The following is an 18,798-nucleotide window of genomic DNA, read 5'->3' on the forward strand; positions in this document are numbered from 1 at the left end:
AGTGGATCTTCTGGCTGAACGGCCCGCGCGGTCTGGCGCTGATTCCGCCGGCCCTTCCGCGGCTGGGCGAGAACCACGAGCCGCCTCTCGGGTCGGCGTTCGATCAGCTGAGGGGGCCCGTTTCCGTCACCGTGGGGCTCGCCGGCTCGTATTGCCGGCCAGGAAAGGGCGCAGATGCGCCAGCAGCGCCTCCGGTTGCTCCTCCGGGATGAAGTGGCCGCACTCCGCGATCTCGGCACCGGTGACGTCGTCCGCGTAGTCACGCCAGATCTCCAGCGTCGGCAGGCGGGCAGGCAGCCCCACGGAACCCCACAGCGCCAGCAGCGGCATGGTGAGGCGACGGCCTTCGGCGGCGTCCATGTCGTCGAGCGCGGTGTCCTCCTCCATGGCGCGGTAGTCGTCGAGGCTCGCGCGCAGGGCGCCCGGGCGGGAGAACGCGCGGACGTAGCCGTCGACCGCGTCGGCGGTGAGTCCGTGTCGGTTGTAGCTCCACCGCTCGAAGAAGTACTCGAGATACCCGCGGATGTCGGGTCCCACGAGGCGCTCGGGGAGATCGGGCTGCATGTGGAACAGCCAGTGCCAGTACCCGGAGGCGAGCGAGGCGTCCAGGCGGCGGAACATCTCGCGGGTGGGAACGATGTCGAGCACGGCCAGCCGCTCGACCTGCTCCGGGCGGTCCAGCGCCCAGCGGTGCCCCACGCGGGCGCCCCGGTCGTGGCCCACGACCATGGCCCGCTCGAAGCCGAGCGCCTCGACGAGGCCTGCCATGTCGGCGGCCATGCGCCGCTTGTCGTAACCGGTGACGGGCTTGTCGCTCAGGCCGTATCCGCGCAGGTCCGGCGCCACAACCGTGTGGTCGGCGGCGAGATCCGCCAGTACCGGCCGCCAGCAGTCGGAGGTCTGCGGCCAGCCGTGGAGCAGGACGAGCAGAGGTCCGGACCCGGCTCGGACGTAGTGCAGGCGGACCCCGTCCACCTGCGTCACTCCGGTCGTCGCTGTCGGCTGTCCCATGGATGCGCCGCCTTCCTGACACGAGCTAACCGTCTTAGACGGTTAAGCTAGCGGGCAGAATGGAGACGTGGCAACGGACGACATGTGGATCTGGGACGGCGGACGGGTCTGCCTGGACTTCGCCAACACCCTCCGAAACCGGTGGAGAACCACTCCGGAGGAGACACTCCGGGGACCGGACGACCTGATGGGCTGGCTCCGGGAGGCCCTCCTGCTCGCGCCGGAAGCCGCCGATCCCGCCACGGCAGCCGTGCTCATGTCCGCCCGACGGCTGCGCGAGAGCATCGACCGGGCCGTACTGGCGGTCGCCGACGGCCGACTACCCGCATCCGGCGACGTGACGCTGCTCAACCGATCCGCCGCGGCGGCCCCCAGACCCGCCTTGCAACTCGTCATCACCCACGACCGCCTGGAGCCCGCCGGCACCACGACCCTCGCCACCGACCCCGCACTCGCGCTGGCACTCATCGCCCAGGACGCCGTCGACCTGCTTGTTTCCGCCGAGATCCGGCGCGTGCGTGTCTGTGGAGCCGACCGCTGCGCCCTGCGCTTCCTGGACCGCTCCCCGGCACGCAACCGCCGCTGGTGTTCCATGTCCCGCTGCGGAAACCGCACCAAGGTCCGCCTCCACCAGGCGCGTACACGACAGAGCGGCCGGATGACGGAAAGCTGACGGGGAATCCTCAGCTCACTCGGACGACCTCATACGAAAGGCTGGGCCGGGCACGCTCTCGATGTCCTGCGTCGGCACCGGGTGGCCTCGTTCGCAGCTGATCCGGACGTCGACGCGCCCGCCGCACTCGCGGTGTCGTGCCAGTACCGCCGGCCCCTCAGGGTCGGCTCGGTAGCGGTCACCCCACTGCAGCAGCCCCATCACGGCGGGCACCAGATCCATGCCCTTCGGGGTGATCACATACTTCGGCCGGCTCCGCGAACCGGGCTCCTTGTACGTCTCGGTCGCCAGGATCCCTTCCTCCACCAGCATCCGGAGCCGCGTCGCCAGAAGGTTACGAGGACAGCCCAGGACGCGTTCGAAGTCCCCGAACCGGGACGAGCCGTACCACACCTCACGCAGGATCAGGATCGTCCACTTCTCGCCCACGATCTCAAGGGTTCGCGCGATCGAGCAGTTGGACGTGTCCCGGTCGAGCAGGGGGTCCATGCCGGTGTTTTCAAGGACTTCGGTCCATGCATCCATGGGGGCGATTCTAACCGAGTTTAAGTTTACATTCAGATACTCAGCTAGCCGCCCCCGGCACGGCACCCCTCACCATTCGCATCGTCTGACGGCATGACATTACGCAAGTCAGACCATGGACCAGGCTCGATTCCAAGGCATCGGTCCGACAGAGCTCACATGGCGACGAGAGGAAGCCTGTGGTGCGCTGCCCCAAAGAGCACAAGCAGAAGCACGTGACACGGCAACGGATCGCCCACCAACGGCGCGCTCTACGCCCGCTTCGCCTCGGCTTCCGCCTCTTTGCCAGGCAGCGGCCGGAGTCCCAGATGTGAGCACTCACCCGCTTCGCCATGTGCCAGGACACGGACCATGCCTCCGTGTCCAGGGCGCGCGACGTCAACGTTCATCGTGATCATTCCCAGGCGGGAGCCGATCGATCCACCCGGTGACAGGGGCCCGTGGCTGTCAGCCGGCCATCCGATTGAACTTGCGCACCTGCTTGTCGAAGGTCCGGGCGGGGAGGATGCGACGCAGCACCTTGAGGCGTCGGGCCTGTGAGCCGGCGGGATAGCTCAGTTTCGGGTTTCGGTCGGTCGCCGCCGCGACGACCACCTTGGCGATGACGGCGGGATCGTCGCCGTTCCTCAGCCCCTCCTCAATCACCTCGTCGTAGATGGCCCGTTGGTGGGCGTATACCGGCACAGGGGTGTCGGCCTCCACCGAGTTCGTGTCGAACGAGGTGTTGAGGGGGCCGGGCTGGACGCGCAGAACCCGAACGCCGTGCTCGCGGATCTCGTGGTCCAGGGACTCGGTGTAGCCCTCGACCGCATGCTTGGTCGCGATGTAGACGGACATGAAGGGGTTGCCGACGAACCCGCCCAAGGAGGAGATGTTGATGACGCGCCCGTGACCCTGGCCGCGCATGTGCGGCAGGACGGCCCTGGTCATGCGCATGAGGCCGAAGACATTCACATCGAACACGCGCTGCGCCTGGGCGACAGAGATTTCCTCGGCGGCGCCGTTGATGCCGAGCCCGGCGTTGTTGACCAGGACATCGATCCGCCCGAACCGGTCGATCACCTCTTGGACGACGCTGCTCACCGATTCGTCGCTGGTCACGTCGAGGGCGAGGAACGTCACACCCTCGCCCGGCGTGCTGTCCGGCGCCTTCCGGCCCGTCCCGACCACGTCGAACCCCGCCTGGGCGAGTGCGCGTGCTGTTGCCCTGCCGAGACCCGAGGACGCGCCCGTCACGAGCGCCACCGGCCGATTTGCTGTCATAGCTGCCTCCTGAAGTCTTTATATTACGGTCGCACTACCAAGGGTCTAGCTCGGAAAAGCCCTGAGCGCGACCCCCGACATCCCCGCGCCTGCTTCAAGCCGCAGCCTGCGCCTCGACCGCTCGAGACGAGCAGGGCTTCTTCACCCAGCTGAAACCACGCAACCCGCTCAGGACTGCAACTGAGCGAAGAGCGTCGCCAGGTCGATGAGGCCCCAGTGCTCGGCGAGCTTCCCGTCGACCACCTTGAACATGCGGAGCTCCAGCACCTTGATCGATCGGCCGGTGGCGGGAGTGCCGTTGAAGGGCCCGGTGTTCGTGCCGGTGAGGATGAAGCTGATCGCGAACCAATCGTCCTCGGCGACGACACGGACCGGCGTGGCGGCGAAGTCGGGGACCGCGTCGAGGAACGACGCCAGCACCGCGCGGGTCTCCTCGACGCCGGTGGTGGTTCCGTCGGCAGCATGGGAGCGGAAGTCCGGCGCGTACAGGTCGAACAGGGCATCGAGGTCACGCAGGTTGACGCGCCTGACGTACTCATCCGCAAGCCGGTGCAAGTCGGCGGTGGAGGTCTGGGTTTTGTCGTTCGAGGCAGACATGTGCTTCTCCCATATAGATGGAGCGGAGCAGCTCCGCTCCGATGACGGACCCTGGAATCGGATCGAACTGTGGTCAGCCGCGGTAGCGATCGGCGGGGACCTTCAGTGACAGGTTCGGGACGAGCGTCTGACGCGCCTTCTCGAACGACTCCCAGTCACTGATCTGGGGCAGCGACGGGATGGTGACGGGCTCCCCCGCGTCGAGGCCGGCGAGCGCCGCGTCGACCACGTCGTCCGCGCTCATGATCCACTCATCGGGAAACGCCCCGAGGTCGGCCCCGGAGCCGTCCCAGAACTCCGTGCGGACAGCGCCCGGCAGCACGGCCTGCACCACGACGGGGCTCTCGGCGAGCTCCTGCTGCAGGGCCTGGGTGAAGGTCAGCACGTAACTCTTGGTGCCGCTGTAGACGGCGCTGACGGGCAGGATGTTGAGGGCCAGCGCAGAGGAGATGTTCACCACGGTGCCGCGCCCGCGGGCCGTCAGGCCCGGCAGGACCGCGGTGGTCAGCCTGGTCAACGAGGTCACATTGAGGTTGATCAGCGCTTCGGAAGCCGCGGAGTCGGAGGTCACCAGCGGCGTGAAGAGCCCACCGCCGGCATTGTTGATCAGTACTTCGATGCTTGCGTCGGTGCGCAGGCGCTCCTCGACCACGGAGATCTGCGCCGCATCGGTGAGGTCTGCGGCGACGACATCCACCGCACGGCCCGTGCGGCTGCGGATGTCCGACGCCAACGTCTGCAGCCGCGCAGCGTTGCGGGCCACCAGGATCAGGTCGTAGCCCCGGTCGGCAAGCCGCTGCGCGTAAGCGGCACCCAGGCCGGCGGACGCGCCGGTGACGACAGCGGTCTTGTTCTGCGTGGTCATAGGGGGATCTCATTTCTGGGCTGACGGATGAGCAGAGGGGCCAGAGCCTCGACCTCGCTTTAGATTACGGTAGCTATCTAAAGCGGTCCGGTCAACGCCCGCCATCCCGCCAACCACCGCCCGCGGCCGGAGACCGCAGCGGATCCACAAGCCCCCACCTCGCGCCAGTGAGAAGGAGCCGTACAGGAAGAGGGCGTCACGGCCGGGCACCGGCGCTTCGCGTACGATAGATGCACTTAACTATCTAACGTGGGCCGGTGAGTGATGAGTCGGGTTTCGCAGGCACAAGCGCTCGAGAACCGCAGGCGTGCGGTCGCCGCGGCCTCCAAGCTGTTCCGGGAACGCGGCGTGAACGGCATCAGCGTCGCCGATCTGATGAAGTCCATCGGGCTGACCACGGGCGGCTTCTACAAGCAGTTCGCCTCGAAAGAGGCTCTGGTGGCCGAGGCGGCTCAGGCCGCTTTCGGAGACCTGGACGCACTCCTGGCGTCGCTCGACAAAGACCACGGCGATCACGACACCGCTCGCGGCGCCCTCGTGGACTTCTACCTGTCGGCCGAGCACCGTGACCAGCCCGGCACTGGCTGCCCCACCGCGGGATTCGCAGGAGACGTGGCTCGCGAACCCACAGCCGAGGAGGTGCGCGAAACGTACGCAACCGGAGTCCGGCAATTCGCCTCATGGATGTCCACCGATGCCGCCGACGGCCTCCCCGTGGTGGCCACTCTGGTCGGCGCGATCCTGCTCGCCCGGGCCACGGCGGGCACAGAACTGTCGGAGAAGATCCTGGAGTCGACCCACAAGGCCCTGACTGCGCCACAGGGCCTTGAACTGGAATCCTGAAACGGACCATTCGACTCGCCAACGCCACAGGTGAGCGGACCTGAGCCCCTGCGCCCCCGGACCGCTCCCCCGCCCACAGCCGCCGCCGGCACTCCATGCCCCGCAGCGGGCAGCCGCACCGCGGTCCGCCCCCAGCACCACCAAGCCCGCGACCAGGCGGTGCGGCCACACCCGGCGGGCTGAGCCGCTACGAACACTTGACGCAACCGCGCTCAGCCCTGTCGACGAGCCTCATGCGAAATGCGGGGCCGGGGGCAGCATCCGCAGCCCCGCGCCGGCAAGGCCGGACCTTCCGGGTCGGCGCGGCAACAGGTCTCGGCGGTCTCCCTTCCTCCACCAGCATCCGGAGCAGCCCAGCGAGGAGATTGCGAGGACAGCCGAGGGCGCGTTCGAAGCCGCTGAAGCAGGTCGGACCGTATGAAACCTCGCATGCCCAGCCCCAGCTGAGTTTACTTTCCTATACTCAGCAGGTAGCGTCATGACCGGCACATCAACCCGACCGCACGCGACAACGGGCACGCACGCGGACCTGCGCGAAGAATCACATAGCCCACCGGAACACCCACGCAGAAAGACGGCCGACATGAAGGCATTCGTCGTCGAGAAGTACGGCAAGGACGGCGCACGCGCCGCCGAGGTGCCCGAGCCCACGGTCGGGGACCGGGACGTCCTGGTCAGAGTGAGCGCCGCCAGCATCAACCCGCTGGACAAAATGGTCCGCAACGGGGAGTTCAAGCAGCTCCTCAAGTACAAGCGTCCGTTCGTACTCGGGCACGACGTGGCCGGCGTCGTGACCCGGGTCGGCTCCGCCGTACACGGCCTCAAAGTCGGCGACGAGGTCTACGCCCGTCCGCGCGACCTGCGGATCGGAGCTTTTGCGGAGTTCATCGCGATCGACGTGGACGACGTCGCACCCAAACCGGCCTCCCTCACCCTCGACGAGGCAGCCGCGGTGCCGTTGGTGGCCCTTGCCGCCTGGCAGATTCTCGTCGACAAGGCCCATGTGAAGCCGGGGCAGAAGGTGCTCGTCCACGCCGGTGCCGGTGGCCTCGGCTCGACGGTCATCCAGCTCGCCAAGCACCTCGGCGCCACGGTGGCGACGACCACGAACACCGACACCGAGAAGTTGGTCAGGAGCCTCGGCGCCGACGTCGTCGTCGACTACACCAAGGAAGACTTCTCGAAGGTGCTGTCCGGCTACGACCTCGTGCTGGACTCCGTGGGCGGAGCGAACCTCGAGAAGTCGCTGACCGTACTGAAGCCCGGCGGCCTGGCCATCAGTGTCGTCGGCCCGCCGGACGCCGCGTTCGCCAAGCAGCTCGGCGCCCCCTCCTTTCTGGGCCTGGTCATGAACGTGCTCAGCCGCAAGGTGCGGAAGCAGGCCAAGGCGCTGGGCGTGCGCTACCAGTTCTTCTTCATGCAGGCCAACGGCTCCCAGCTCCGCAAAATCGGCGCCCTCTACGACAGCGGGAAACTCCGCCCGGTCATCGACAGCACCTTCCCGTTCGACCAGACGCTCGATGCGATGGCGTACGTCGAGCAGGGCCGTACCAAGGCCGGCAAGGTCGTGGTCTCGATGGCCCCCGACAACGACTGAGAGCAGTCCGGCCCGGGCGGCCCCTCCGTCTGGATCGGTCACTGGTGGGAGACGTCGCCGTCGGGGATCCAGTGGCGACCGCGGTCAGGGAGAACCTGCCTGTGATCGTCTCGGTGTCTCCCATGCCGTACGTCCTGTGACACAACACCCCCCACCGTTCCATGACGCCCCGAGCCGTGGTCAAGCCCTCACTCCCGTGACGTCTCAGATGTGTGATCACGGCGGACGGACCGCCCCGCACGCGTGGGCAGCCATGCTCAGGACAGCTGTGTCCGCCCACCGAGCGACGCACGTCGCCAGTTGGGCGCGCGGTCCTTGTCGACCAGGGCCGCGCGGACACCCTCCAGGAAGTCCGGCGTACGGATGATCGTGCGCGTGAGGGCGAGTTCGGCGTCGAGGCACTCTCGCAGCGCGTGCTGCCTGCCCCGGGCCAGCAGGGTGTGAGTGATCTCCAGGCTCTGCGGAGAGGCGGACTCCATGGCGGCCAGCGCGGCTGCCGCCCAGGGGGTGTCAAGGTGGCGCAGGCGTTTCTCGATCTCACCGAGGGTCGGCGCACCGAACGCCCAGTCCACGTCCCCGCGCGCCTTCGCCAGCGCGCTGCCCGCGACCGGGGAACGGCCGGCAAGGCGGTTCAGGACCACGTCCACAGGGTCGCCGGGGCTGTCGGCCAGGGCCTCTCCGACCGCGTCGAGCCCGTCCGAGGGGACGAAGTGCGTGGCCAGCCCCGTGTACAGGGCGTCGGCCGCGTCGAGCCGGTGTCCGGTCAGTCCCAGGTACATGCCGATCGCGCCGGGCAGCCTCGGCAGGAAGTAGCTGGCCCCGATGTCCGGGAAGAACCCGATGCCGGTCTCCGGCATCGCCAGCACCGCGCGCTCGCTGACGACGCGGAAGCTGCCGTGGACGGACAGACCGAGACCGCCGCCCATGCACAGGCCGTCGATGAGCGACACAACCGGCACGGGATACTCGGCGATCCGGGCGTTGAGCCGGTATTCGGAGGCGAAGAACCGCTCACTGGCCTCGGCATCCCCGGCGAGGCTGTACTCGCGGATCGTGCGGATGTCTCCACCGGCACAGAACGCCTTCGGGCTGGTACTGGCGATCAGCACAGCGGACAGCGGTGTGTCCTCCCACGCGGCGAGCACACGGTCGATGGCGGCGACCATGCCTGTCGTCAGGGCGTTGAGCGCCTTGGGCCGGTTCAGCAGGATGCGGCCGACGCCCCGATGGACATCGGCGAGAATCTCGACGGCTGCCGTATCAGTCACGGTCGGCGCCTCGCCATCCGTGCGGACCTGCTGTCGTGGCCATCATGTTCCTCACTCGCCGGGGGTCAGGTGTAGATCTGCGCGGAGAGATCCTGGATCTCTTCCACGGTGGGTACGACGGGGTTGTTGGCGGGGGACCCGGACGCGAGCGCCTGCTCGGCCATGAGGGGCACCAGGCGGAACCACTCGTCCTTGTCGATGCCGTGGGCCCTTGGGGTGGGCACCTCAAGATCCTTGCACAGGGCTCGGAGCGCCCCCACGAACCTCTCGGCGGCCAGGGAGTCACTGTCGCCGTCGGTGGCGGCTCCGAGGGCGCGGGCGCAGTCGGCGCACCGGCTCTCGGCGGCGGGTACGGAGAACGCGGTCACGGCGGGGAAGAGCATCGCGTTCGGCAGACCGTGGGCAACGTGCCTCCGAGCCGCTGCCCGGTCGGGACCGCGATCACCGGAAGCGCCGGGCCGAGGATGGTGTGCGGGGCCTGATAGTCCCGCATCCTGCCGGCCTGGACGCCCTGCAGACCGAGGGCCTTGGCGGTATCCATCGGGCTGCCACTGCCGAACCCGATCGCCGAATCCGCCCCGGGTTCCCGCACCACGGCCAAGCCCGCCTCGAGCGAGTCGGTCGTCGGATCCGGGACGGTGCCGGCGTTCAGTGAGGCAGCAGGACGTCGACCTGACCTCGGATGTCCTGCAGGATCTCCTCGACGCTCAAGGCGATGTTCACGCTCACCGCCATGCTGAGGAACATCACGGCGGACACGATGTGTGCCAGCCTGGCGGCGTCGCCCTCCGTGACCCGTTCGTCTCGGCGCAGTACGGCGGCGACGGCCTCCTCGGTCTGCGCGACGATGGCGAGTGCCGCGCCGTGCCGGGGCTCCTCGGGGTCGCCGAAGACCATCTCGCGCAGGTAGGTGCGTCCGTTGTCGATCTGGATGCGGTTGCACTCGACGATCGGCCGGACGATCGCCATCACCGCGTCCAGCACGCCGGGGACGGTCTCGGCGTCCGCCCGGCCCCGCTCAAGCGCTTCGGCGTACTTGGCGTTCTGGACAAGGAGGAGGAGTTCGCCCTTGGTCTTGGCGTAGAGGAACAGGGTCCCGGTGCCGATGTCGGCCTTGTCGGCGATCTGCTGGGTCGTGACGTCGTCGACGCCGTGTTCGGCGAACAGCTCCGTGGCGGCCGCGACGATGCGGTCGAATTTCTCCTGCTTGTTCCGCTCGCGCCGTCCGACCGGTCGGGGGGCGACAGACATGGCGGTGTCCTCCGGAATAGTTTCTGACTGTAGTCAGTTATGATTACACTCGGTACTGCGTGGGCTCGAATATGGCTGTGCTCATTCTCCCATGGCAGGGCGAGCAGTCATTGCTCCGTCCGTGCAGAGCCACGCACCTCACATCCCCCTGGAACGAAGGAACACCCATGCCCTCCCTCGATGGAGCAGTCGTCCTCGTCACCGGCGCCAATGGCGGTATCGGCACCCACTTCGTCCACGACGCCCTGGCTCGCGGCGCCGCCAAGGTCTACGCCACCGCCCGTTCCCCCCGCGCCTGGGACGACGAACGCATCGTCCCCCTGACCCTTGACGTCACCGACCGCGCGTCGATCGACGCGGCCGTCGCCGCCGCGGCGGACGTCACCGTACTCGTCAACAACGCGGGCGCCACCCCGCCGAGCGCGAGCCTGCTGGACGTCACCGAGGCGGACATCCGGGCGAACATGGAGACGAACTTCTTCGGACCGGTCCTCCTCGCCCGCGCCTTCGCACCGATCCTCGCCGCCAAGCAGGGGTCGATCCTCATCGACGTGCACTCCGTTGCCAGTTGGTACGCCTTCGGCGGCGCCTACAGCGCGTCCAAGGCCGCACTGTGGTCGGCCACCAACTCGCTGCGCATCGAGCTCGCACCCATGGGCGTCCACGTGACGGGTGTGCACATGGGCTACGTCGACACCGACATGGCCGCGCACGCCGAGGGACCCAAGATGCTGCCGACGCAGCTGGTGACGACGGTCTACGACGCGGTCGAGGCCGGCGAGTACGAGGTCCTGGCCGACGAGTTGACCCAGGGGGTCAAGGCGGCTCTGAGCGGCCCGGTCGAGGCGCTCTACCCGGATCTGCGCGGCACGAACGCCTGAACTTGTCCTTCGGTCCCGATCGTGAGGACCGACCATCGCGGCTGTCGGGCCACGGGCGCAGGCCATACCCGGCGAGCGCTTCGTCGAGCACCATCCGGTCCAGTTTGCCCAGCGACCACCAAGGACATTTCCCCACACCACCCGCAGGCCTGTCGGCGTACAGGCCGCGCCCGGATCCCTCGGTCGTCCTCGATGGTGACCGGGCTTCGCGCCATCGTCCCCCATCGGGCAGGCGTACGACGACCCAGATGGGACTCGCGACGAAACGAGCACGGCCGCGGCATCTGCTGCGCCCGTGCTCGCTTCCTGCCGGGTGTCAGCGTTGCTGGTTGGCGACGCCGATGTGGTGTCCGAGACGGTATTCGAAGTCGATGCCGGCCTGTTCGGCGAGGGCCTGCGTGCCTGCGGCCCGGGTGAGGAAACCGGGGAGGGTGAGGGAGTGGGCGAACTCGCCGTACGCGGCGACCAGGTCCGCGTCCGGGGGCAGGGAGGCCCGGTTGATCTGGGCTTTGGCCGAGGCGAGTGAGGTGCGGTCGAAGGAGGCGAGCCGGGCGGCGACGGTGCCGACGAAGGCGTCGAGTTCGCTGTCGGGGAGGGCGCGGGTCACCCATCCCCAGCGCTCGGCGGTGTCGGCGTCGTAGTCGTCGCTGGTGAGGATGGCTTCCAGGGCGCGGTCGCGTCCGATGGCGCGAGGGAGGCGTTCGGCGCCGCCACCGCCGGGCAGCAGTCCGCTGCCGACCTCGGGCTGTCCGAAGATCGCCTTCTCACGACTGGCGTAGCGCAGATCGAGGGCGAGGGCGAGCTCGTTCCCGCCACCGCGGGTGCGTCCCCGGATGGCCGCGATGGTGATGTAGGGCGCCCTGGAGAGTTCGAGGACCAGATTCGTCCATGCCGGTACCGCTTCCGGGTCCTCGGGGGCGGGGAAGTCGGCGGCGGCGGCCAGGTCGAAGTGGTTGTAGAAGAAGTCGGGGGTGGCGCTGTCGAACACCACGACCTGGATGTCCGGGTCGGTGGCCAGTTCGTCGACGATCTCGATGAGGCGCAGGACGGTCTCGCCGGTGATGAGGTTGACGGGCGGGTTGGCGAAGGTGATCTTCGCGATCTGCGGTGAGGTGCGCTCGTACTGGATGGTGCTGTGCTCGCTCATGGCTGGCTCCGGATACGGATTCGGATGTGTGAGGGGTGTCAGACGGCGACGGGGTCGCGAGGAGGGCGGGGAAGCGTGGCGCGGATGCGTTGGCTGAGCAGAGGCCGCGCCGCTCACTCCTCGTAGTGCGGGAGGATGTCGCCGTTCTTGACGTAGGTGAGGGCGGCGGTGACGTCGTAGGCGTGGATCGCGGAGACCTGCGATGCCAGCCGGTCGGCCAGGTCCTGGACCAGGTTGCCGGTGAAGAAGGCGTCCCGTGCTGCGGTGTCGGCGAACCCGAGGCTGACCGAGGCGTGGAAGTGCTGGTCGCGGGGGTTGTCGTGGGCGACGTCCGGGGTGTCCCAGAGTTTTTCGATCCAGGGCAGGAACGTCTGCGTGCGCAGCTCCGTCAGCACTCCGGTGCCGGCGAGCGCCGGGGCGAGCTGCTCGTTGACGAACTTCCGGAAGGCTCCGGCGCCGACCCCGTCCCTGCGGCGAAGGTAGATCAGCGCGCGGGCACCGACCGTCTCTCCGGGGCCTGCGACGTCGTACCACCGAGAGGAGTTCGGCGGGCCGGCGTAGAGCAGGGTGCGGCGGAACACGTTGATCTCGTCGGCGTAGGCCAGCTTCGTCTGCTTGCGCCCTTTCAGGGGTGCAAGCGCCGATTGGAAGGTGACTTCCGCGACGCCGTCGATCTTCCGGTCGGCGGGGATCGCGGTCTGGACGCCGTCGATGGGCGGCCACAGGCCCGTGTTGTGCTCGGCGAGGTGGATCTGCCGGTACTCCTCCAGGCCCGGGGTGGCGGAGATGATCCCTGAGTGCGGGCCCTTCCAGTGGTCCATGCCGGTCTGGCGGGGCTGGTCGGTGCGCACCCACAGCATGATCGAGGAGGTGAGAGCCTTCTTCACTACCAGGGGCGCGGCGGCCGGTGACGTGCTCATGATGTTGCCCTTTTTCCTGGTCAGGTGGTGGTCATCGAGCCAGGAACTCGACCGCTACGGGGGCGAACTCCTGGTGGTACTGGAAGATGCCGCCGTGCCCGGAGTCGGGGTAGATGATCAGCTCGCTGCCCTTGATGCGCCGGTGCAGATCTTCCGACAGGACCGACGGCACCATGCGGTCGTTGTCGCCGTTGGCGATCAGGGTGGGCTGTGTGATCGTCGACAGGTCGTCGGGGGCGGAGCGCCCCCACTTCTTGATCGCCTTCAGCTGGGTCTGGAACGCCTTGGTCTTGATGTCCGCGTCGCGGTCGACGGTGCGCTCCTTGAGCCGGTTGACGAACGCGCGCGCGGCGGGCTTGCCGGTGGCGTTGCGGTTGAAGAAGAGGAACTCCTTGGGGTCCGAGCGGGTCAAGGTGGCGCGCAGGATGTCCCAGTAGGTGACTCTGGCGACCTTGTCCATGTCCTTGCCGCCCTTGGGCCCGGTGCCGGTGAGGACCAGCTTGCGGACGAGCTCGGGGTGCTTCACCACCAGGGCCTGGGCGACCATGCCGCCGAGGGAGAACGAGAAGACGTCGATCTTGTCGTACCCGAGCGCCCTGATGAAGGTGTAGGCGTCGTCGGCCATCGCCTCGACACTGTCCGGCACCTGGCCGGTGGACGCCCCGACACCGCGGTTGTCGAAGGCGATGACGTGACGGCCCTTCGCGATGGGATCGATGATGCGGGGGTCCCAGTTGTCCAGGGTCGCGGCGAGGTGGACGAAGAAGACGACGGGGATGCCGCCCTTCGGTCCCAGCTCGCGGTAGGCGTAGGTGACGCCGCCGGCGCTGACGGTGCGGGCCGGGGCCTTCGCGTAGGAGGTGATGACGGCTTCGTTCGGGGTGTCGGTGCTGCTCATGACGGATTCTCCTTGCGTGTTCTGTGTCGCTGTGTGTTTCGTGTCGCCCGTCGCGGTTGCGGCGGGTCAGCTGTTGCCGATGACGGCCTTGCCGCGGATGCCGCCCTGGGACAGGGCCTGCAGCGCCTGCGGGGTCTGGTCGAAGCCGGCCACCTTTCCCACGACCGGGCGCACCACGCCCTGGTCGATGAGGGTGGTGATCTGGCGGAGCTGGTCGCCGCTGGCGCGCATGAACAGGAACTCGTACGTCACGCCGAGCTTCTTGGCCTGCCTGCGGATCTTGCCGCTCAAGCCTGCGACCGCCAGGCGCATCAGCGGGTTCAGGCCGGCCTCGCGGGCGAACGCGGGGTCCGGGGGACCGGCGATCCCGATGGCTTTGCCGCCGGGCTTGAGCACCCGCAGGGACTTCTCGAGGGTCTCCCCGCCGAGGCTGTCCAGCACCAGGTCGTAGCCGGTCACGAGCTGCTCGAAGTCCTGGGTGCGGTAGTCGATCACGGTGTCCGCGCCGAGCGCGCGCACGAAGTCCGCGTTGGAGCCGCTGGCGGTTGTGGCGACGTGCGCACCGAGGTGCGCGGCGAGCTGGATCGCGATCGAACCGACTCCGCCGGCGCCGGCGTGGATGAGGACCTTCTGCCCGGGGCGCACGTTTCCGCGCTCCACCAGCGCCTGCCACGCTGTGAGCGCCGCCAGCGGCAGGGAGCCGGCCTCTTCCATGCTGATCGAGGCGGGCTTGAGGGCCAGGTCGCCCTCCGCTACGGCGATGCGTTCGGCGAAGGTGCCGATGCGGTCCTGGTGGGGCCGGGCGTAGACCTCGTCTCCGGGCTTGAAGCCGCGAACCGCCGTCCCGACGCTGATGACGGTGCCCGCGACGTCGTTGCCCAGGATCAGCGGCAGCTTGTAGGGCAGGATCTGCTTGAACTCACCGGCGCGGATCTTCTCGTCCAGCGGGTTCAGTCCGGCGGCCTCCACCCGGACGAGCACATCGTGCTCCCCGACGGTGGGTTCGGGGACGTCCGCCTCTTGCAGCGGCTCCTTGTACTTGGTGATGACGAACGCTCGCATGGGGCGCCACTCCTAGAATTTGTCTTATTTATCCACGTTTGCGATAGGACCGACCAACCCGGCGCGGCATCCGGGGGTCTCGCCCCGCCCGACCAATCCGAGTACACTCAACTATGAGTCCACTCAGAAACATTGTCAAGGGAGGTCCCCATGGGAAGCGGTCACATGCCGATCGGGCGCCGTGAGCGGGCCAAACAGGCCAAGCGCGAGCGCATCATGACCGCAGCCCGCGAGCTGTTCGCCGAACACGGCGTCGACAAGGTCACGACGCAGCAGGTCGCCCGTCGGGCCGATGTCGCGATCGGGACGCTCTACCTGTACGCGTCCACCAAGGCCGAGTTGCTGATCATGGTGCAGAACGAGAAGTTCGCCGACGCCGTCGATTCCGGCCTCGCCGCCGCGAACACCGCCGTCGGACAGGGCGCGCTGGAGCGGGTCATCACTCTCATCCGTCCCGTCGTGGAGTGCGTGCGGGAGCACATCGAGAACGGCCGCACGTACCTGCACGAACTCGTCTTCGGCGACCCGGCCGAGCCCTACCGGCAAGCGGGCCTGGCCCTTGCCGCCCGTCTCGAGGACGGCATCACCGGCCTGCTCACCCGCGACGAGCACATCGGCGCCGCCGACGCGGCGACGCTGGCGCGGGTGATCACCGCGATCATGCACATCAGCACGACCGCCACCGTGTGCCTGCACCGCAGCGACGAAGCCGTGCTCGCCGACATCCGCGACCAGATCCACGCCACCCTGGCGCCCCACCACCGCGCCGCATGACCACTCGCTCCACGCGCCACCCATCGAACACCCTGGAAAGGGGGCACGTCATGAGCGCGCACTACGGCGTCGTCACCCTCGGCGCCGGAACAACGGGTACGTCACCGCGATCCGCGCCGCGCAACTCGGCAAGACCACTCGGCTGCGGTCAGGCTCCCGGGCCCCGCGCCTCCGACTGGTCGCTGTTGCCGTGTGTCAATGACGCGAGAATTTCCTTGCGGCAGACATCGAGGATTTCGTCCGCCAGCGGAGAACCGTCCGGGCATGCCCGCGACAACATGACCGCTCCGACCGAGTGGGCGAGCATGTCGATCACCATGGTGCGGGTCGCGCGCTGGTCCGCATCCCCCGCCGTGGCGCTTTGGGCCTGAAGGGCCGTCAGCAGGCTTTCGATCCCGGCTGCGAACTCTGTTTTGATGTCCGCCGGCTGGCGTGCGGCGTCGCCGCTGAGGGCCGCGATGGTGCAGCCGTCACCCCGGCCGTCGCGATGCTCGCGGGAGACGTAGTTCTCGACGAACTCGGCAGGGTCCACGCCTTCTGCCCGTGCCGCGGTCTGCGCGAGCCCGCGTGCGGACGCTTCGGCCATCAGGTCGGCCTTGGAGCGGAAGTGCTTGTAGAACCCGCCATGCGTGAACCCGGCGGCCGCCATCAGTTCCGCCACACCGACACCGTCGTAGCCGCGCTCGCGGAACAGCCTGGCGGCTGTGGCGACGATGTGGGCACGGTTGCGCTCTGCCTGCGCCTTGGTGACCCGCACGATCGGCCGCCCCTTCTTCGATTGACGCTCGGCGGTCAAGCCTACATAGATGTCGATCGACATCAAAGGCCTTGACTTTTTAAATTACGATCGTCATCCTATTGCTACCTGATCCAGAAAGGCCAGACCATGAGTGACACCCATGTGACCGCACCGACCCAGTACATCGAGGTCGACGGCGACCGCTTCGCCTACCGACGCTGGGGCAAGCCCTCCGGCGTTCCGATCTTCCTGCTCCAGCACTTCCGCGGAGGCATGGACAACTGGGACCCGCTGCTCACCGACGGCCTGGCCGAAGGCCGTGAGGTCATCCTGTTCAACGGGCGCGGCATCGCCTCGTCGTCCGGCACGCCGCGCAACCGGATGGAGGACATGGCCGACGACATCGCCGCCGTCATCCGGGCGTTGGGACTGGAGCAGGTCGACCTGCTCGGCTTCTCACTCGGCGGCTACCAGGCGCAGGAGGTCGCGCTGCGCCACCCCCAGCTGGTACGCAAGCTCCTCCTGCTCGGCACCGGCCTCCGCGGCGGGGACCCGACAAGCGACCCCGAGGTGCCTCAGTACGCCCTGAACCCGGTCCCCACCCTGGAGGACTTCCTCTTCCTGTTCTTCGGCCGCTCGGAAGCCGCGAAGCAAGCGGGCAAGGCCTTCTGGGAGCGCCGCCACCAGCGGGCCGACCAGGACCCGCCGAGCTCGCCCGCAGTCGCGCAGGCCCAGTTCGAAGCGGTTGTCGCCTACGCGGAACCGCTGCCGGGCGAGAATCCCTATGCCTTCCTGAACGCGATCACCCAGCCGACGCTGGTCCTCAACGGCGAGAACGACGTGATGATCGCCTCGATCAACTCCTGGCACCTCGCCCAGAACATCCCCAACGCGCAACTGCTGATCTACCCCGATGCCGGGCATGGAGCGCAGTTCCAGTACCCCGAGCGCTTCCTGAAGCACGCCATTCAGTTCCTCGACGAGTAACACCTGCGGGGCTTCGGCGCAGTCGCTGACGCCTGGTCCGCGATGACGGCACGGAAGACAGTCCGGCAGCCGGATCGTCGCCGATCTCGCCGGTTTGACCATCTGCTCGATTCCGGCAGGCCTGCCGGCGCCGCAGGCCGCGACAGGCGAACCCCGCGCGATTCGGGCACGGCGCACGGCCACCGGGCCGTCGCGCCCGCCCCCCACCGCCACGGGCGCGTTGCACGCACTCGTCGCCCCCCGAACGGTCCGGTCCACAAGTTGCGACCGGACCGACAGTCGCCCTGAAGCGTCCACGCCCGATGCCCCTCAAGGGGCCTCCGCGCACCCATGGGGCGACGCCGACCCCAGCTAAGTTTACTTTCACATACCCAGCCGATAGCGTCATGACCACCACAGCGACCCGGCTTCCGCGAGGGAACCCTCGCACCGCACCCGTCCGAGAAGGAGTACCACCATGGGAGTAAGCCCTGAGGCACACGAGTTCGCGGAGTTCCTCGCGAGCGTGAGCGCGAAGTCGTCGACACCGGGTCTCGACCTGGCCGTCATCCGCGACATCGTGGACTCGAACCACAAGGCGTCGACCGAGCCGGAAGGCGTCACGTACGCCGAGGTGGACGCGGGCGGCGTCCCCGCCCTGTGGGCCATCCCCGAGGGCGCCGACCCCGACAAGGCACTGCTCCACTTCCACTTCGGCGGATCCGTCACCGCCTCCATGCACTCCGACCGCAAGGCCGCCGGCCACATCGCCAAGGCAGCCGGAGCCCGCTCCCTCGTCGTGGACTTCCGCCTGGCGCCCGAACACCCCTACCCCGCGCAGCTCGACGACGCCGAGACCGCCTACCGCTGGCTGCTCTCGCAGGGCTACGAGCCGCGGAACATCGGCAGCACGGGCCACTCGATCGGCGGCACCCTCGCGGTGATGCTCCCGCTGCGCCTGCTCGCGAAGGGGGAGGCGACCCCGGGCGCGATCGTCAGCGTCTCACCGTGGACCGACCTCACCATCCAGAACGCGTCGGTGGACGAGAACGAGGACAACGACAAGATGCTCAGCAGGAGCACCCTCGAACTCTTCCGAGGAGCCTGGCTGCAGGATCCCGCCGTGGACTTCACCGACCCCGCGATCAGCATCGCGAACGCCGACCTGACCGGCCTGCCGCCCACGACCGTCCACTACGGCGAGTACGAGACCCTCGCCGACGACGGCGCCGAACTCGGCCGCCGCCTCGCGGACTTCAAGGTCACCTCCGAGGTGCACCCGCTGCCCGAAGGGCAGCACTCGTTCGTCCTGGGCGCCGGGCGCGTACCCGAGGTGGACCAGGCGATCCAGCAGATGGGTCAATGGCTGCGCAAGCACCTCGGCGCGTGAGCAGAAGCGGTACCTGACGGCGGGCCTGTCGACGGCCGGGCGCCGCACCACCGCCATGCCGGCGATCGGTCCGCCGGTTTCCGGCATCCTGCTCGACCATGCCTGTCGGCATGCGGTACTTGTGTCCG

At 68.3% G+C, this 18,798-nt stretch carries 20 protein-coding genes and 1 pseudogene; 7 read left to right on the forward strand and 14 right to left on the reverse strand.

From position 1 onward, the window contains the following. Positions 1-126 precede the first annotated feature (126 nt). Positions 127-1,011 (reverse strand): alpha/beta fold hydrolase, encoded by an 885-nt coding sequence (locus ACFY0U_RS37970; RefSeq protein WP_388643851.1) that lies wholly within the window; start codon positions 1,009-1,011, stop codon positions 127-129. 67 nt (positions 1,012-1,078) lie between these two features. Between ACFY0U_RS37970 and ACFY0U_RS37975 the strand changes: the two genes are divergently transcribed. Beyond that, the gene (locus ACFY0U_RS37975) at positions 1,079-1,684 is read left to right on the forward strand and encodes a CGNR zinc finger domain-containing protein (RefSeq protein WP_388643852.1); all 606 of its coding nucleotides are present in this window, start codon (positions 1,079-1,081) and stop codon (positions 1,682-1,684) included. A 15-nt stretch (positions 1,685-1,699) separates the two neighbouring features. Here the strand turns inward: ACFY0U_RS37975 and ACFY0U_RS37980 are convergent, their stop codons facing one another. The 4 genes from ACFY0U_RS37980 to ACFY0U_RS37995 all read right to left on the reverse strand — a co-directional run bounded on the left by ACFY0U_RS37980 (position 1,700) and on the right by ACFY0U_RS37995 (position 4,934). After that, positions 1,700-2,209, reverse strand: coding sequence for a winged helix-turn-helix transcriptional regulator (locus ACFY0U_RS37980; RefSeq protein WP_388643853.1), 510 nt, complete (start codon positions 2,207-2,209; stop codon positions 1,700-1,702). Between the two features lie 447 nt (positions 2,210-2,656). After that, positions 2,657-3,472, reverse strand: a complete 816-nt coding sequence (locus ACFY0U_RS37985; RefSeq protein WP_388643856.1) for an oxidoreductase — start codon at positions 3,470-3,472, stop codon at positions 2,657-2,659. 168 nt (positions 3,473-3,640) lie between these two features. Further along, positions 3,641-4,069 (reverse strand): ester cyclase, encoded by a 429-nt coding sequence (locus ACFY0U_RS37990; protein WP_388315834.1) that lies wholly within the window; start codon positions 4,067-4,069, stop codon positions 3,641-3,643. Positions 4,070-4,142: 73 nt separating this feature from the next. Further along, positions 4,143-4,934: an SDR family NAD(P)-dependent oxidoreductase gene (locus tag ACFY0U_RS37995; RefSeq protein WP_388643858.1), complete on the reverse strand. Its 792-nt coding sequence runs from the start codon at positions 4,932-4,934 to the stop codon at positions 4,143-4,145. A 264-nt stretch (positions 4,935-5,198) separates the two neighbouring features. On the opposite strand from ACFY0U_RS37995, the gene ACFY0U_RS38000 reads away from it, so the two are divergent. Together ACFY0U_RS38000 and ACFY0U_RS38005 are read left to right on the forward strand one after the other, a co-directional pair. Beyond that, the gene (locus tag ACFY0U_RS38000) at positions 5,199-5,777 is read left to right on the forward strand and encodes a TetR/AcrR family transcriptional regulator (protein ID WP_388643860.1); all 579 of its coding nucleotides are present in this window, start codon (positions 5,199-5,201) and stop codon (positions 5,775-5,777) included. 583 nt (positions 5,778-6,360) lie between these two features. Beyond that, positions 6,361-7,374 (forward strand): NADP-dependent oxidoreductase, encoded by a 1,014-nt coding sequence (locus ACFY0U_RS38005; protein ID WP_388643862.1) that lies wholly within the window; start codon positions 6,361-6,363, stop codon positions 7,372-7,374. Between the two features lie 257 nt (positions 7,375-7,631). Here ACFY0U_RS38005 and ACFY0U_RS38010 read toward each other — a convergent pair whose 3' ends face one another. The 4 genes and pseudogenes from ACFY0U_RS38010 to ACFY0U_RS38025 form a co-directional block, all read right to left on the reverse strand. Continuing rightward, positions 7,632-8,642 carry an enoyl-CoA hydratase/isomerase family protein gene (locus tag ACFY0U_RS38010; protein ID WP_388643864.1) on the reverse strand — a complete coding sequence of 337 codons (1,011 nt, stop codon included), beginning with the start codon at positions 8,640-8,642 and terminating at the stop codon, positions 7,632-7,634. Positions 8,643-8,707: 65 nt separating this feature from the next. Further along, positions 8,708-9,049: pseudogene (locus ACFY0U_RS38015) on the reverse strand (iron-containing alcohol dehydrogenase); the annotation flags it as partial. Beyond that, on the reverse strand, positions 9,007-9,294 hold the full coding sequence (locus ACFY0U_RS38020) for an iron-containing alcohol dehydrogenase (protein ID WP_388644022.1): 288 nt from the start codon (positions 9,292-9,294) through the stop codon (positions 9,007-9,009). The gene ACFY0U_RS38020 and the pseudogene ACFY0U_RS38015, both read right to left, overlap by 43 nt. Further along, positions 9,291-9,893, reverse strand: a complete 603-nt coding sequence (locus ACFY0U_RS38025) for a TetR/AcrR family transcriptional regulator (RefSeq protein ID WP_388643866.1) — start codon at positions 9,891-9,893, stop codon at positions 9,291-9,293. The genes ACFY0U_RS38020 and ACFY0U_RS38025 overlap by 4 nt, the downstream gene beginning before the upstream one ends. Before the next feature lie 167 nt (positions 9,894-10,060). On the opposite strand from ACFY0U_RS38025, the gene ACFY0U_RS38030 reads away from it, so the two are divergent. Beyond that, positions 10,061-10,774, forward strand: coding sequence for an SDR family oxidoreductase (locus ACFY0U_RS38030; RefSeq protein ID WP_351613369.1), 714 nt, complete (start codon positions 10,061-10,063; stop codon positions 10,772-10,774). Positions 10,775-11,090: 316 nt separating this feature from the next. Here the strand turns inward: ACFY0U_RS38030 and ACFY0U_RS38035 are convergent, their stop codons facing one another. The 4 genes from ACFY0U_RS38035 to ACFY0U_RS38050 form a co-directional block, all read right to left on the reverse strand. Continuing rightward, entirely contained in the window at positions 11,091-11,921 is an 831-nt protein-coding gene (locus tag ACFY0U_RS38035; protein ID WP_388315852.1) for an enoyl-CoA hydratase/isomerase family protein, read from the reverse strand. A gap of 113 nt (positions 11,922-12,034) precedes the next feature. Next, positions 12,035-12,841, reverse strand: coding sequence for a strictosidine synthase (locus ACFY0U_RS38040; protein WP_388643868.1), 807 nt, complete (start codon positions 12,839-12,841; stop codon positions 12,035-12,037). 31 nt (positions 12,842-12,872) lie between these two features. Further along, positions 12,873-13,739 carry an alpha/beta hydrolase gene (locus ACFY0U_RS38045; protein WP_359817706.1) on the reverse strand — a complete coding sequence of 289 codons (867 nt, stop codon included), beginning with the start codon at positions 13,737-13,739 and terminating at the stop codon, positions 12,873-12,875. 66 nt (positions 13,740-13,805) lie between these two features. Then, positions 13,806-14,801 carry an NADP-dependent oxidoreductase gene (locus tag ACFY0U_RS38050; RefSeq protein WP_388643871.1) on the reverse strand — a complete coding sequence of 332 codons (996 nt, stop codon included), beginning with the start codon at positions 14,799-14,801 and terminating at the stop codon, positions 13,806-13,808. Positions 14,802-14,951: 150 nt separating this feature from the next. Here ACFY0U_RS38050 and ACFY0U_RS38055 point away from each other — a divergent pair, with 150 nt between their 5' ends. Further along, positions 14,952-15,575, forward strand: coding sequence for a TetR/AcrR family transcriptional regulator (locus ACFY0U_RS38055; protein ID WP_388643873.1), 624 nt, complete (start codon positions 14,952-14,954; stop codon positions 15,573-15,575). 148 nt (positions 15,576-15,723) lie between these two features. Here the strand turns inward: ACFY0U_RS38055 and ACFY0U_RS38060 are convergent, their stop codons facing one another. Further along, positions 15,724-16,395 carry a TetR/AcrR family transcriptional regulator gene (locus ACFY0U_RS38060; protein ID WP_388643875.1) on the reverse strand — a complete coding sequence of 224 codons (672 nt, stop codon included), beginning with the start codon at positions 16,393-16,395 and terminating at the stop codon, positions 15,724-15,726. Positions 16,396-16,461: 66 nt separating this feature from the next. Here ACFY0U_RS38060 and ACFY0U_RS38065 point away from each other — a divergent pair, with 66 nt between their 5' ends. Further along, a complete protein-coding gene (locus ACFY0U_RS38065) occupies positions 16,462-17,301 on the forward strand; it encodes an alpha/beta fold hydrolase (RefSeq protein WP_388643877.1) in 840 nt (279 codons plus the stop codon). A 457-nt stretch (positions 17,302-17,758) separates the two neighbouring features. Continuing rightward, positions 17,759-18,670: an alpha/beta hydrolase gene (locus ACFY0U_RS38070; RefSeq protein WP_388643878.1), complete on the forward strand. Its 912-nt coding sequence runs from the start codon at positions 17,759-17,761 to the stop codon at positions 18,668-18,670. Positions 18,671-18,798 lie beyond the last annotated feature (128 nt).

Origin of the sequence: Streptomyces sp. NPDC001536 (genome assembly GCF_042894505.1) — a bacterium.
GTDB lineage: Bacteria > Actinomycetota > Actinomycetes > Streptomycetales > Streptomycetaceae > Streptomyces.

Excerpts from the sequence above, each read along its gene's own strand:
- ACFY0U_RS37970 (WP_388643851.1), bottom strand. The coding sequence starts at position 1,011 with ATGGGACAGCCGACAGCGACGACCGGAGTGACGCAGGTGGACGGGGTC.
- ACFY0U_RS37980 (WP_388643853.1), bottom strand. The coding sequence starts at position 2,209 with ATGGATGCATGGACCGAAGTCCTTGAAAACACCGGCATGGACCCCCTG.
- ACFY0U_RS37985 (WP_388643856.1), bottom strand. The coding sequence starts at position 3,472 with ATGACAGCAAATCGGCCGGTGGCGCTCGTGACGGGCGCGTCCTCGGGT.
- ACFY0U_RS37990 (WP_388315834.1), bottom strand. The coding sequence starts at position 4,069 with ATGTCTGCCTCGAACGACAAAACCCAGACCTCCACCGCCGACTTGCAC.
- ACFY0U_RS37995 (WP_388643858.1), bottom strand. The coding sequence starts at position 4,934 with ATGACCACGCAGAACAAGACCGCTGTCGTCACCGGCGCGTCCGCCGGC.
- ACFY0U_RS38000 (WP_388643860.1), top strand. The coding sequence starts at position 5,199 with ATGAGTCGGGTTTCGCAGGCACAAGCGCTCGAGAACCGCAGGCGTGCG.
- ACFY0U_RS38005 (WP_388643862.1), top strand. The coding sequence starts at position 6,361 with ATGAAGGCATTCGTCGTCGAGAAGTACGGCAAGGACGGCGCACGCGCC.
- ACFY0U_RS38025 (WP_388643866.1), bottom strand. The coding sequence starts at position 9,893 with ATGTCTGTCGCCCCCCGACCGGTCGGACGGCGCGAGCGGAACAAGCAG.
- ACFY0U_RS38030 (WP_351613369.1), top strand. The coding sequence starts at position 10,061 with ATGCCCTCCCTCGATGGAGCAGTCGTCCTCGTCACCGGCGCCAATGGC.
- ACFY0U_RS38035 (WP_388315852.1), bottom strand. The coding sequence starts at position 11,921 with ATGAGCGAGCACAGCACCATCCAGTACGAGCGCACCTCACCGCAGATC.
- ACFY0U_RS38040 (WP_388643868.1), bottom strand. The coding sequence starts at position 12,841 with ATGAGCACGTCACCGGCCGCCGCGCCCCTGGTAGTGAAGAAGGCTCTC.
- ACFY0U_RS38045 (WP_359817706.1), bottom strand. The coding sequence starts at position 13,739 with ATGAGCAGCACCGACACCCCGAACGAAGCCGTCATCACCTCCTACGCG.
- ACFY0U_RS38050 (WP_388643871.1), bottom strand. The coding sequence starts at position 14,801 with ATGCGAGCGTTCGTCATCACCAAGTACAAGGAGCCGCTGCAAGAGGCG.
- ACFY0U_RS38055 (WP_388643873.1), top strand. The coding sequence starts at position 14,952 with ATGGGAAGCGGTCACATGCCGATCGGGCGCCGTGAGCGGGCCAAACAG.
- ACFY0U_RS38060 (WP_388643875.1), bottom strand. The coding sequence starts at position 16,395 with ATGTCGATCGACATCTATGTAGGCTTGACCGCCGAGCGTCAATCGAAG.
- ACFY0U_RS38065 (WP_388643877.1), top strand. The coding sequence starts at position 16,462 with ATGAGTGACACCCATGTGACCGCACCGACCCAGTACATCGAGGTCGAC.
- ACFY0U_RS38070 (WP_388643878.1), top strand. The coding sequence starts at position 17,759 with ATGGGAGTAAGCCCTGAGGCACACGAGTTCGCGGAGTTCCTCGCGAGC.